This is a genomic window from Actinoplanes sp. NPDC019969 (assembly GCF_055562375.1).
Genome location: NZ_JBVHFK010000005.1, coordinates 425798 through 438550 on the forward strand (window position 1 = coordinate 425798; position 12753 = coordinate 438550).

Annotated in this window: 9 protein-coding genes; 8 read left to right on the top strand and 1 reads right to left on the bottom strand. The window is 73.0% G+C overall.

The window, feature by feature from the left end:
* The first annotated feature begins 26 nt into the window (after window positions 1-26).
* The 3 genes from ACZ3II_RS18155 to ACZ3II_RS18165 all read left to right on the top strand — a co-directional run bounded on the left by ACZ3II_RS18155 (window position 27) and on the right by ACZ3II_RS18165 (window position 5653).
* Window positions 27-1688, top strand: a complete 1662-nt coding sequence (locus ACZ3II_RS18155; RefSeq protein ID WP_465518930.1) for an ABC transporter transmembrane domain-containing protein — start codon at window positions 27-29, stop codon at window positions 1686-1688.
* The gene (locus ACZ3II_RS18160; protein WP_465518806.1) at window positions 1685-3415 is read left to right on the top strand and encodes an ABC transporter ATP-binding protein; all 1731 of its coding nucleotides are present in this window, start codon (window positions 1685-1687) and stop codon (window positions 3413-3415) included. The genes ACZ3II_RS18155 and ACZ3II_RS18160 overlap by 4 nt, the downstream gene beginning before the upstream one ends.
* 555 nt (window positions 3416-3970) lie before the next feature.
* Window positions 3971-5653, top strand: a complete 1683-nt coding sequence (locus tag ACZ3II_RS18165) for a hypothetical protein (protein ID WP_465518807.1) — start codon at window positions 3971-3973, stop codon at window positions 5651-5653.
* Here ACZ3II_RS18165 and ACZ3II_RS18170 read toward each other — a convergent pair.
* Entirely contained in the window at window positions 5596-6162 is a 567-nt protein-coding gene (locus ACZ3II_RS18170; protein ID WP_465518808.1) for a GNAT family N-acetyltransferase, read from the bottom strand. The genes ACZ3II_RS18165 and ACZ3II_RS18170 overlap by 58 nt on opposite strands.
* Before the next feature lie 413 nt (window positions 6163-6575).
* Between ACZ3II_RS18170 and ACZ3II_RS18175 the strand changes: the two genes are divergently transcribed.
* Genes ACZ3II_RS18175 through ACZ3II_RS18195 form a run of 5 tightly spaced genes read left to right on the top strand, consistent with a single transcriptional unit; the run spans window position 6576 to window position 12736 of the window.
* On the top strand, window positions 6576-8606 hold the full coding sequence (locus ACZ3II_RS18175) for a bifunctional aldolase/short-chain dehydrogenase (protein ID WP_465518809.1): 2031 nt from the start codon (window positions 6576-6578) through the stop codon (window positions 8604-8606).
* Complete coding sequence (locus ACZ3II_RS18180) at window positions 8603-9982, top strand: rhamnulokinase (protein WP_465518810.1); 1380 nt, start codon at window positions 8603-8605, stop codon at window positions 9980-9982. The genes ACZ3II_RS18175 and ACZ3II_RS18180 overlap by 4 nt, the downstream gene beginning before the upstream one ends.
* Before the next feature lie 3 nt (window positions 9983-9985).
* Entirely contained in the window at window positions 9986-10720 is a 735-nt protein-coding gene (locus ACZ3II_RS18185) for a (Fe-S)-binding protein (RefSeq protein WP_465518811.1), read from the top strand.
* Complete coding sequence (locus ACZ3II_RS18190; protein WP_465518812.1) at window positions 10717-12153, top strand: lactate utilization protein B; 1437 nt, start codon at window positions 10717-10719, stop codon at window positions 12151-12153. Before ACZ3II_RS18185 ends, ACZ3II_RS18190 begins: the two co-directional genes overlap by 4 nt.
* Window positions 12140-12736 carry a LutC/YkgG family protein gene (locus ACZ3II_RS18195; RefSeq protein ID WP_465518813.1) on the top strand — a complete coding sequence of 199 codons (597 nt, stop codon included), beginning with the start codon at window positions 12140-12142 and terminating at the stop codon, window positions 12734-12736. Before ACZ3II_RS18190 ends, ACZ3II_RS18195 begins: the two co-directional genes overlap by 14 nt.
* Window positions 12737-12753: the final 17 nt, after the last annotated feature.

Sequence of the window (12753 nt, forward strand, 5' to 3'; positions counted from 1 at the left end):
CGAGGGTGCGGCAGCATGGCCCCGTGGTGGATGCGCGCGGACCCGTTCGGTACCTGTGGTGGCTGGTGCGGGAGGTCAAGGGCAGGGTCGCACTCGGGGCGATCTACGGGTCGCTGTGGTTCATCAGCCTCGCCGTCACGCCGTACCTCATCTCGCAAGCGATCGACCGCGGCCTCGCGCCGCGCCGCCCCACCGCACTCCTCACCTGGGCCGCGGTGATCCTCGCCGTCGGCGTCGCCAGCGCCTGGCTCGGCATCATGCGGCACCGCAGCATGACCAAACTGCGGCTGGCCGCCGCCCTGCGCACCGCCGACCTGGTGATGACACACGCCACCCGGCTCGGCGCCGCCCTGCCCCGCCGGGTCACCGCCGGTGAGGTCGTCACCATCGGCATCTCCGACGTGTGGACGGTCGGCCGCGCGATGAACATCGGCGGCGTCGGGGTCGCCGCTCTCGTCGCGTTCGCCGCCATCGCGGTGCTGCTCCAGCGGATCTCCGGCCTGCTCGCCGTCGTCGTGCTGGTCGGGGTGCCGGTGGTGGCGCTGACCATCGGCCCGCTGCTGCGCCGCACGCAGCGGGCCGGCGCCCGGTACCGCGAGCACCAGGGCCGCCTCAACGCCCGGCTGGTCGACATCGTCGGCGGGCTGCGGGTCCTCAACGGCCTCGGCGGCAAGGAGGCCCACCAGGAGAACTACGAGCGGGAGTCGGCGAGACTGCGCGAGCAGGGCTACCGGGTCGGCGGGCCGTCCAGCTGGATCGGCGCGCTCGGCGAGGGCCTGCCGGTGGTCTACCTCGCCGTCGTCATCTGGCTGGCGGCGCGGCTCGCGGTCGGCGGCGGCCTCACGGCCGGTCAGCTGGTGGCGGTGTACGGCTACACCGCCATGCTCGTCATCCCGGTCAACGTGATGATCTTCGTCGGGTTCGACGTCACCCGCGGCGTGGTCGCCGCCCGCCGGATCACCGACTTCCTGCGCCTGCCCGCGGACGACCCCGCCGGCCGGCCCGCACCCGCCGGGCCTGCCGTGCTGCACGACCCGGAGTCCGGCGTGACCGCCGAGCCCGGCTGCTTCACCGCCCTGGCCGGCAACGTGCCCGCCGAGTCCGCCCGGATCCTCGACCGGCTCGGCCGCTACCAGCCCGGCGACGCCACCTGGGGCGGCCTGCCGCTCGCCGGGATCGCCCAGCCGGAGATCCGCTCCCGGATCCTGGTCGCCGCCCACGACGCCGACCTGTTCGCCGGCACCCTCCGCGAGGTCGTCGCCGGCCGCGCCGACCCCGACGACGCCCGGATCCGCCGCGCCCTGGACACCGCCGTCGCCCACGACGTCGGCGCCGACCTGGACCGGCCCGTCGACTGGGGCGGGCGCAACCTGTCCGGCGGGCAGCGGCAGCGGGTCCGCCTCGCCCGGGCCGTGCACACCGACCCGGAGATGCTGCTCGCCGCCGAACCCACCTCGGCCGTCGACGCGCACACCGAAGCCGCCATCGCCGACCGGCTCACCGCCGCCCGGCGCGGCCGCGGCACCGTCCTGGCCACCACCTCGCCGGTGCTGCTGGACCGCGCCGATACCGTGCACTACCTGGTCGGCGGGCGGGTCGCCGCCACCGGCACGCACCGGGAGCTGCTGGCCGCCGAACCCGGATACCGGGCCCTCGTCGCCCGCGCCTTCGGAGAGGAGACCGCGTGACCAGCCTGCTGCCGATCGCCGACCGCCGCCAGGTCACCCGGGCCGCCCGGCGCCTCGTCGCCGCCGACAAGCGGGCCGTCGCCGGGTTCTTGGCCCTCAGCTCGCTCGCCGCCCTCGCCGGGCTCGGCGGGCCGTGGCTGCTCGGCCGGGTCATCGACACCGTCGCCGCCGGCGGTGGCACCGGCGACGTGGACCGGCTCGCGCTCGCCGTGCTGCTGTGCGCGGTCACCCAGACCGTGCTGGCCCGGTTCTCGCTGCGGTCGGCGTACCGCTTCGGGGAACGCACCGCCGCCCGCATCCGGGAGACCTTCCTGCGCCGCGTCCTCGGCCTGCCCGCCGCCGTCGTCGAACGCGTCCCCGCCGGTGACCTCGCCGCCCGTGGCGGCACCGACATCGACGCCGTCGCCAACGCGCTGCGCGACCTGCTGCCGCCGATCTTCGTCGGCGTCGTGCAGATGCTGTACCTGATCATCGCCGTCGTCCTGCTCAACCCGCTGCTCGGCGTCGTCGGCGTGATCGGGTTCTCCGGCATCTGGTTCGTCACCCGGTGGTACCTGCGGCGCGGCCGGGACGCGTACCTCGTCGAAGGCGAAGCCAACTCCCGGCTCGCCGAGGAACTCGCCGCCACCACCCAGGGCGCCCGCACCGTCGAAGCGTTCGGGCTGCACGAACGCCGCCTCGCCGCCGGGCACGCCGCGCTCGCCGAGACCCGGCGCACCCGCCTCTTCACCCTCGGCCTGCGCAGCGTCTACTTCCCCCTCGCCGAGTCGTCGTACGCCGTACCCGCCGTGCTCGTCCTCGTCCTCGGCGGGCTGCTCCACTTCGACGGCCACGTCAGCATCGGCACGGTCGCCGCCGCCGTCCTCTACCTGCGGCAGCTCGTCGGCCCGCTGGACAGCATCCTGATCTTCGTCGACCAGTTGCAGGCCGCCGCCGCGTCGTTCGCCCGCGTCGAAGGCCTCGGCGCCGTGCCCGCCCCACCACCCGCCGACAACCGGGAACCCCGCGACGAACAGATCGAAGTACGGGGCGTGCGGTACGCCTACGACACCGGCCGTGACGTCCTGCACGACGTCGAACTGACCGTCCGCCCCGGCGAACGCCTCGCCGTCGTCGGCCTGTCCGGCGCCGGCAAATCCACCCTCGGCCGCCTCATCGCCGGCGTCGACCGGCCCACCGCCGGCAGCGTCACCGTCGGCGGCGTCCCCATCGCCGACCTGCCACCCGACCGGTTGCGCCGGCACGTCGTCCTGGTCACCCAGGAACATCACGTCTTCCGTGACACGCTCCGGGCCAACCTGATGGTCGACGCGCCCGACGACCGGTTACGGTCCGCGCTGCGCACCGTGGGGGCGGACTGGGCCTCCGACCTGGACCGCGACCTCGCCGAACACCCACTCGACGGGGCCCAGGCCCAGCAGCTCGCCCTGGCCCGGGTGGTCCTCGCCGACCCGCACACCGTCATCCTGGACGAGGCGACCGCCCTGCTCGACCCGACAGCCGCCCGTACCGCGGAGCGCGCCCTCGCCGCCGTCCTGCACGAACGCACCGTCATCGCCATCGCCCACCGCCTGCAGACGGCACACGACGCTGACCGGGTCGCGGTGATGGACGACGGCCGCATCATCGAACTCGGCACCCACGACGACCTGGTCACGGCAGGCGGCCCGTACGCGGCCCTGTGGCGCTCCTGGCACGGCGGCGACAGCGTCACGGTTCCCCACTGAATCCGCAGCATGCCGGCTGACCGCACACCCTCCGTCTCCCCCTTCCCACCGTCCGCCTCCCGTCTGTCACCTGCCGCTTCCGCCCCCTCGCCCGCCTTGCCGGCCTCGTTGGGCGAACGACCGTCGCCTCAGCGATCTTGTGCCGGTGAAGCCTCTTCGCGGCTGTTGAGGGCCGGCCCGTCAAGCTCCTGTCCGGCCGGTGCGGTCAGAACCGCACCGGTTGCCGGCGTGCCTTCCCGAACAAACCTTCGCGGCGGATCTTGTGCAACTGGTGCCGGAGCCACGTCCGCAAGATCGAAGTCCCGCCCGAACTCGTGTGCGCGACTCCGGAAATCCGGCACCCCCTGCGCAAGATCACCAGCCTTACCGATCTTGCGCAGGGGGTGCCGGCGCCAACTGCTCAAGATCGCTGCGCGGGCTTGCCGCAGGACGACGGTCCGGCAGAGGTGCCGACGGTGAGCGCAGACGCGGGGGTCACCGCGGACGTCCCTGCGGCTTCCCGGCTCGGGCAACCACTGCGGAGACGGTCGCGGCGCACACCGTTAGGGTGCGCCGATGGATGACGAGTCGAAGCAGTCGCGCGATGACCTCGGCGTCATGGAGCACCTACGGCACCGCATCCGGCTCGGGCGGGAACTCGGCTCCGGCATGGTGCGGGCGGTGCCGCGGCTCCTCGAACTCGCTCATGGAACGACCTGGAAGAGGGACGAGGCGGTGTGGCTTCTCGTCGAGATCCTCGGGCATCGCGAGGTCGATGCCGGATCTCGTGACGACGTCCGGGCTCTCGTGGCGGCCGGGCTTCCGCGGCCGCTCGATCACCCCGATCCCGCGATGCGGGGGGCGGCGGGTTTCCTCCTGGCCAGGGCGGGTGGTCCTCGCACGGCCCTGCGCGACCGCATCGCCGTCGAGGAGGATCGTGAGGTACGGGCATCGTTGCTCGCCGCCGTCGCCGAACGTGATCCCGGCGCGGCCGCGACCCGGCTCCGGTCCGGCGGTACCGCCGAGGAGCAGTACGCCGCGGTGTTCGCCCTGGCTCGTTCCGGTGGCGTCCTGCCCGCCGGGGCCGCCGTGGCAGCGATCGGCTCCGGCGTCCGGATGCACTATCGCCACGAGTTCGTCTCCTCGGTGTTCCCGCTGATCGATGCCGCTGACCCGCGCAACGTCGTGGAGCTGGTCACGGCCGCGGTCACCAGCCCTGATCCGAAGGCTCGCCGGGTCGCCGTACACGCTGCCGGCGCCTGGTCCAAAGCGCACCGATCGGGCCCCGCCCTGCTGATGCCACTGATCGCGCCGCTGCTGGACGACCCGGACCCGAGTGTCCGCGCGGCCGTCCGGAGCTCCCTTCCCGCGGCCGGCCGGGCCGCCGCTCCGCTGCTCGGGCGGCTCATGACCGCCGCCGACGATGTCACGGTGTTCGATTCACCCGAGGTCGCCGAGATGCTCCGGGCGATCGGTGATCCGCGGTGGCTCGACCTGGACCCGATTCCCCGCGCGGCCGACGTACGCCTGGGTCTCGTCGCGTTCAGCCCGCAGGTGTTCGAGGCGGTTCGGCGGCGCCTGCCGGAACTGCCGGGACTCGCCGACCTGGTCGGCTCGTGGGGACGCCGAGCGACGGCCGCCGTACCCGATCTCCTGACCCTTCTGCCCACCAGCGGCCGTACCGCGGCTCGTGCCCTCGCCCGTCTCGGCCAGGCGCCTCCCGAGGCGTTGCCATCTCTGCTGGCACTCGCTGCCGACGGTGACCTCGACGGGGCCGCCGCGATCCGGCGACTGACCGGCGACGCGCAACCACTGCTCCATGCACTGGACGGAACGTTCCGTGGGGAGTGCCCGCGCGCCTGCGGCATCGAGGGCCATGACTGCTGGATCGGCTCGGTGCCGTTGCTGGATCCCGGACCGGACCTGTTGCCGGTAGTGCCCGCCGCGAGAGCCTGCCTGGCAGGCCGCCCGGATGTCGGCAGCAGGACGCGGGTGCTGGCGGCGCGGGTCATCGTCGCTGCGACCGGGGACGTCGCCGGGGTCCTGCCCGCACTGTGGGCGCTGCTGGAGGAGGACCGGGCCGAGGCGGCGGAACTGCTGGCCGACCTTCTGGGCCCGGATCCCCGGTTGATCCGGCGGCTCGCCGCCATGACCTCGCGGGAAGGGCGTGCCGATCTGACGATTCTCGGCGATTTCACCGTCTACGACGACGAGGCCTTGACCGACCGGCTGCGCTCGCTGCTCGGCGGGCTCACATAGACCCAGAGATCGAGCATGATCTTCGGGTACGGGTCGTCGAGAGGAATATGCAGCTCCCCGGCACGGGACCAGCCCTCCGACTCGTAGAGGGCGACCGCCGTGTGCAGCCGCTGCCCGACGTCGAGGACGGCCCGCCGGCCCAGCGCGGGGGCTTGCTCGGCGGCGTGCCGCAGCAGGGCGCGGCCGACACCGGAACGCCGTGCCTCGGGCGCGACGAACAGGCGGGCCACCAGGGCGAGCCGGTCCACGGGCAGGCCGGTCGCGTCCGAGGCGACCGCCAGGGTCGGGCTCTCGGCCGGGCAGTGCAGAGCCACATGCCCGGCGATCCGGCCGTCGACCTCGGCGACCCAGCCTGCCCGCTCGTGCCGGGCCCCGAGGAAGGAGGCCAGGCCGCTGGGCGGTACGACCAGTGGGTAGCCGTCGCGTTCGTGCACCCGCGCCAGCACTTCCAGGCAATCCGCCGTGTCCGCGGCCGTCTTCTCCCGGATCACCGTCATCCCCATGCGCATCGCCGGAGCCTAGGACGGCCACCGCGTGCTCGGCAGCCGGTTTACCGCCAGCCGAAGCGCACCATTCGTGAACAATGTCCACGATCGTCCAGCCGAAAGCAGATCGCCAGCCGTCGCTCACGCCGCCTTCCGGGGCGCGGTGACCGGCCTGGCGTACGGCTGGCGAGGTCAGCCGTACGCCAGGCCGGTCACCGGTCGGCCTTGGCCGGTCTGGGCGACGGCCGGTGGGCCGGACCGCCTGTCGGCCGCGCGGTGGGTCGGTGGGGATTGAAACGAGGGTGGGAAAACGGGCGGGGTCCGGCCTTGACCTCGGGTGAGCGGCGGCCGTAATCTACCGGTAACTCTGAAACGTTTCACACCTGAGCGGCCGGAAAGCGCGCCGGAAACGCACGCCGAAGAGAAGCGGACCCCCCATGACCAACCCCGTAGTCTCCGAGCTCATCGCCCGCTCGAACCGCCTCGGTGCGGATCCGAGGACGACCAACTACGCCGGCGGGAACACGTCCGCCAAGGGCGCCGACACCGACCCGGTCACCGGTGACGCGGTCGAACTGGTGTGGGTCAAGGGCTCCGGCGGCGACCTCGGCACGCTCACCGAGAAGGGTCTCGCCGTGCTGCGGCTGGACCGGCTGCGGGCGCTGCCGGGGGTCTACCCGGGGCTGGACCGTGAGGACGAGATGGTCGCCGCCTTCGACTACTGCCTGCACGGCCGGGGCGGCGCGGCCCCCAGCATCGACACCGCCATGCACGGCCTGGTCGACGCCCCGCACGTGGATCACCTGCACCCGGACGCCGGCATCGCGATCGCGACGGCCGCGGACGGGCCGGCGCTGACCAAGGAGATCTTCGGCGACCGGGTGCTGTGGGTGGACTGGCGCCGCCCGGGTTTCCAGCTCGGCCTGGACATCGCGGCCGTGCACAGGGCGAACCCGCAGGCGATCGGCGTGATCCTGGGCGGCCACGGGATCACCGCGTGGGGCGCGACCAGTGACGAGTGCGAGGCCCACTCGAACGAGATCATCAACACCGCGGCGGCGTACATCGCCGAGCACGGACGTAGCGCGCCGTTCGGCGCCCAGCAGGTCGCCGCCCTGGAGGAAACGGAACGTCACCGGCGCGCGGCGGAGCTGTTCCCGGTGATCCGCGGTCTCGCCTCCACGGACCGCCCTCAGGTCGGGCACTACAACGACAGTGCCGTGGTCCTGGAGTTCGCCGGCAGCGAGCGGGTGGGCGAGCTGGGCGCGCTCGGCACGTCGTGCCCGGATCACTTCCTGCGTACGAAGGTCAAGCCCCTGGTCCTGGACACCGTCCCGGGCGCTCCCCTGGACGAGGTGATCGCCCGCCTGAAGGAGCTGCACGAGGCGTACCGGGCGGACTACCGCGGCTACTACGAGCGGCACGCGACCGCGGACAGCCCGGCGATCCGTGGCGCGGACCCGGCGATCGTGCTGGTCCCGGGCGTGGGCATGTTCTCGTTCGGGGCGAACAAGCAGACCGCCCGGGTGGCCGGCGAGTTCTACGTCAACGCGATCAACGTGATGCGCGGGGCCGAGGCGATCTCCCGGTACGCGCCGATCGACGAGGCCGAGAAGTTCCGGATCGAGTACTGGGCGCTGGAGGAGGCGAAGCTGCAGCGCATGCCGAAGCCGAAGGCCCTCGCGACCCGGATCGCCCTGGTCACCGGCGCCGGTTCGGGCATCGGCCGGGCGATCGCGCTGCGCCTGGCCGCCGAGGGCGCCTGCGTCGTGGTCAGTGACCGGGACACCGAGGCGGCCGCGCGGGTCGCCGCCGAGATCGGCGGGGCCGATGTGGCCGTGCCGGTCGCCCTGGACGTCACCGACGAGGACGGGGTCGCTGACGCCGTACGGCAAGCGGTCCTGGCCTTCGGCGGGGTTGATCTCGTCGTGAACAACGCGGGGCTGTCGCTGTCGAAGTCGCTGCTGGACACCACCGCCCGCGACTGGGACCTGCAGCACGACGTGATGGCGAAGGGCTCGTTCCTGGTGTCGCGGGAGACCGCGCGGGTGCTGATCGCGCAGGGCATGGGCGGCGACATCATCTACATCTCCAGCAAGAACTCGATCTTCGCGGGGCCGAACAACGTCGCCTATGGCGCCGCCAAGGCCGATCAGGCCCACCAGGTCCGCCTTCTCGCCGCTGAGCTGGGCCCGCACGGCGTCCGGGTCAACGGCATCAACCCCGACGGCGTGGTACGGGGTTCCGGCATCTTCGCCGGCGGCTGGGGCGCGGACCGTGCGGCCGTGTACGGGGTGCCGGAGGAGAAGCTCGGCGAGTTCTACGCCCAGCGCACCCTGCTCAAGCGGGAGGTCCTGCCGGAGCACATCGCCAACGCGGTCTTCGCGATCACGGGTGGCGACCTGACCCACACGACCGGCCTGCACGTTCCCGTCGACGCGGGCGTCGCGGCGGCGTTCCTCCGATGAGCGACGCGTTCGCCGCTGTCGACCTCGGTGCGTCCAGCGGGCGCGTCGTGGTCGGCCGGTTCCAGGGCGGCAAGCTGGAGCTGGACGTGGTGCACCGGTTCGCGAACGAGCCGGTGCGCGTCGGGGGCACCCTGCACTGGGACATCCTGTCGCTGTACCGGGGCGTGGTCGAGGGGCTGCGCAAGGCGGGACCGGTGCGCAGCATCGGCATCGACTCGTGGGCCGTCGACTACGGGCTGCTCGACTCCAGCGGGGCGCTGCTCGGCAACCCGGTGCATTATCGGGACGCCCGCACCGACGGGATCGCCGAGCGGGTGCGGGACATCTACGACGTGTGCGGGCTGCAGAAGCTGCCGTTCAACACGGTCTACCAGCTGCTCGCGGCCGAGCCGACCCCGCAGTACGCGGCCGCCGGGACGCTGCTGCTGATCCCGGACCTGCTCGCGTACTGGCTGACCGGGGAGATCGGCGCCGAGTACACCAACGCGTCGACGACCGGGCTGCTCGACGTCCGTACCCGTGACTGGTCCACGTCGTTGATCTCCGAGCTGGGCTTGCGGGGCGGGTTGTTGCCGCCGGTGCGGCACCCCGGATCGCTGATCGGGCACCACGAGGGCACGCCGGTGGTCGCGGTCGGCTCGCACGACACGGCCAGCGCCGTCGTCGCCGTGCCCGCGGAGGACGACGGCTTCGCGTATATCTCCTGCGGCACCTGGTCCCTGGTCGGCCTGGAACTCGGCGAGCCGGTGCTCACCGAGGCGTCGCGGGCGGCGAACTTCACCAACGAGGGCGGCGTCGACGGCACCATCCGCTACCTGCGCAACGTGATGGGCCTGTGGCCGTTGCAGGAGTGCCTGCGCGAGTGGGGCTCCCCGGACCTGCCGGAGCTGCTGCGGGCGGCCGCCGCCGAACCCGCCCTGGCCCACGTCGTCGACCTCGACGACCCGCTGTTCCTGCCGCCCGGCGACATGGCGGGGCGGCTGCGCGAGGCGGCGAACCTTCCGGCTGACGCCGGGCGGGCGACGATCGTCCGATGCGTCCTGGACAGCCTGGCGCTCGCCCAACGGCGTGCGGTGCGCCAGGCGAGTGAGCTTTCCGGGCGTACGGTACGGGTCGTGCACCTGGTCGGCGGCGGCGCGCTGAACGAGCTGCTGTGCCGGCTGACCGCCGACGCCTGCGGGCTGCCGGTGCTGGCCGGCCCGGTCGAGGCCACCGCCATCGGGAACCTGCTCGTCCAGGCCCGCGCGGCGGGTGTCGTCACCGGCGGACTGGATGCGATGCGGGCGCTGGTGCGCGAGACTCAGGCGATCGTGCGCTACGAGCCGTCCGGCCCGTCCGCGGCGTGGGACGACGCCGCCGCACGTGTGGGGAGGTGACCCGTGCGGATCGCGTTCTTCGCCACCTGCCTGGCCGACACCCTGTTCCCGGAGGCGGCCAAGGCCACGGTGCGGCTCCTGGAACGGCTCGGCCACGAGGTGGTGTTCCCGCATCAGCAGACGTGCTGCGGGCAGATGCACATCAACACCGGGTATCAGAAGGAGGCGTTACCGCTGGTCAAGCGGTACGCCACGACCTTCGACCCGTATGACGTGATCGTGGTGCCGTCCGGCTCCTGCGCGGGGTCGATCCGGCACCAGCACGCCATGGTCGCGTCCGCGTACGGGGCGCCGGGGCTGGCGGCGCGCAGCGAGTCGGTGGCCGCGCGCACCTACGAGCTGTCCGAGCTGCTCATCGACGTGCTCGAGATCGAGGACGTGGGCGCCTACTATCCGCACCGGGTCACGTACCACCCGACCTGTCACTCCTTGCGGATGACGCGGGTCGGTGACAAGCCGCTGCGGCTGCTGCGCCAGGTCCGCGGCCTGGACCTGGTGGAGCTGCCGGCCGCCGAGCAGTGCTGCGGATTCGGCGGCACGTTCGCGGTCAAGAACGCGGAGACGTCCACGGCGATGCTGGCCGACAAGATGACCAGCATCGTCGCCACCGGCGCGGACGTGTGCACCGCCGGCGACACCTCGTGCCTGATGCACATCGGCGGCGGGCTGTCGCGCCTGAAGACCGGCGTCCGGACCGTCCATCTCGCCGAGATCCTCGCCTCGACGGAGTACTCATGAGCACCTTCCTGGGCATGCCGGCCACCGCCCCGCGCGGTGTCGGCCATCTGCGCGGTGACCAGACGTTCCCGCACGCGGCGCGGGAGGCTCTGGCGAACTCGCAGCTCCGGCGGAACCTGCGGCACGCCACGACGACGATCCGCGGCAAGTCGGGCCGGGTGATCGCCGAGCTGCCGGACTGGCAGGAGCTGCGCGACGCCGGCTCGGCGATCAAGGCCGACGCCATGGCCCGGCTCCCCGAGCTGCTGGAACAGCTCGAATCACGGGTCGTCGCGGCCGGTGGCGTGGTGCACTGGGCGGCCGACGCCAACGAGGCCAACGCCATCGTCACCGACCTGGTCCGGCAGACCGGCTCGGAACGCGTCATCAAGGTCAAGTCGATGGCGACCCAGGAGATCGGGCTCAACGAGGCCCTGGAAGCCGCCGGGATCACCCCGGTCGAGACCGACCTGGCGGAGCTGATCGTGCAGCTCGGCGACGACAAACCCAGCCACATCCTGGTCCCCGCGATCCACCGGAACCGGTCCGAGATCCGGGAGATCTTCCTCAAGGCGATGCCCGGCGTCGACCCCGCCCTGACGGACGACCCGCCGGTGCTGGCCGCCGCCGCCCGCCGCTACCTGCGCGAGACGTTCCTGTCCACCACCGTCGCGATCAGCGGGGCCAACTTCGCGATCGCCGGCACCGGGACGCTCGGGGTCGTCGAGTCCGAGGGCAACGGGCGGATGTGCCTGACCCTGCCGGACACCCTGATCACCGTCATGGGCATCGAGAAGGTGCTGCCGAGCTGGCAGGACCTGGAGGTGTTCCTGCAACTGCTGCCGCGGGCGTCCACGGGGGAGCGGATGAACCCGTACACCACCATGTGGACCGGGGTCACCCCCGGCGACGGGCCGCAGAACTTCCACCTGGTGCTGCTCGACAACGGCCGCAGCGCGGTCCTGTCCGACCCGGCCGGGCGGTCGGCGCTGCACTGCATCCGCTGCTCGGCGTGCCTCAACGTGTGCCCGGTGTACGAGCGGACCGGCGGGCACTCGTACGGCTCGGTCTATCCCGGCCCGATCGGCGCGGTCCTGTCGCCGCAGCTCACCGGGGTCGCCGACAACGCCTCCCTGCCGTACGCCTCCTCGCTCTGCGGTGCCTGCTTCGACGCCTGCCCGGTCAAGATCGATATTCCGTCGCTGCTGGTGCACCTGCGCAACCAGGTGCCGCACCCGCCGGCCGAGAGAGCGGCGATGGCCGCCGCCGCGTACACCATGGACCGCCCGAAGCTGTACGCGTCCGCGCAGCGCGCCGCCAAACTCGCCCGGATCGCGGGCCGCCGCGGCCGGGGCCTGCCACCGCCGCTGTCCGGCTGGACCGCCGGGCGCGACCTGCCCGAGTTCCCGAAACAGACCTTCCGCGATTGGTGGGCCCAGCGTGAGCAGCCGTGACCTGATCCTCGGCCGGGTGCGGGCCGCGCTGCGGGACGCCCCGGTGGTGCCCGCGACCCCGCGCGGATACCGGCCCGCCGGGACGAACCCGGCCGACCTGGACGTGCTCGTCGACCGGCTCGTCGACTACAAGGCCCAGGTGTACCGGGTGACGTCGGCCGAGGTCGCGGCCACGGCCGCCGGGCTGGCCGGGGGCGGGGCGGTCCTCGTACCGCCGGGTCTGCCGCAGGAATGGCGCCCGGAGGGCGCCTATGCCGACGACGGCCTGACACCCGGCCGCATCGCCGAGGCCGGCGCCGTCCTCACCGCCGCCGCCGTCGCCGTCGCCGAGACCGGCACGATCGTCCTGGACGCGTCACCGGACCAGGGCCGGCGCGTCATCACCCTGCTGCCCGACGTGCACGTCGTGGTGCTGCGCCCGGACCAGGTCGTCGCCTCGGTGCCGGACGCGATCGCCCGCCTCGACCCGCGCCGCCCGCTGACCTGGATCAGCGGCCCCTCCGCCACCAGCGACATCGAACTGAACCGGGTCGAGGGCGTGCACGGCCCCCGCCACCTGCACGTCCTCATCCTGACCGACTGAGCCGTTCACGCCGCGCT

Excerpts from the sequence above, each read along its gene's own strand:
- ACZ3II_RS18190 (WP_465518812.1), top strand. The coding sequence starts at position 10,717 with ATGAGCACCTTCCTGGGCATGCCGGCCACCGCCCCGCGCGGTGTCGGC.
- ACZ3II_RS18170 (WP_465518808.1), bottom strand. The coding sequence starts at position 6,162 with ATGCGCATGGGGATGACGGTGATCCGGGAGAAGACGGCCGCGGACACG.
- ACZ3II_RS18175 (WP_465518809.1), top strand. The coding sequence starts at position 6,576 with ATGACCAACCCCGTAGTCTCCGAGCTCATCGCCCGCTCGAACCGCCTC.
- ACZ3II_RS18180 (WP_465518810.1), top strand. The coding sequence starts at position 8,603 with ATGAGCGACGCGTTCGCCGCTGTCGACCTCGGTGCGTCCAGCGGGCGC.
- ACZ3II_RS18165 (WP_465518807.1), top strand. The coding sequence starts at position 3,971 with ATGGATGACGAGTCGAAGCAGTCGCGCGATGACCTCGGCGTCATGGAG.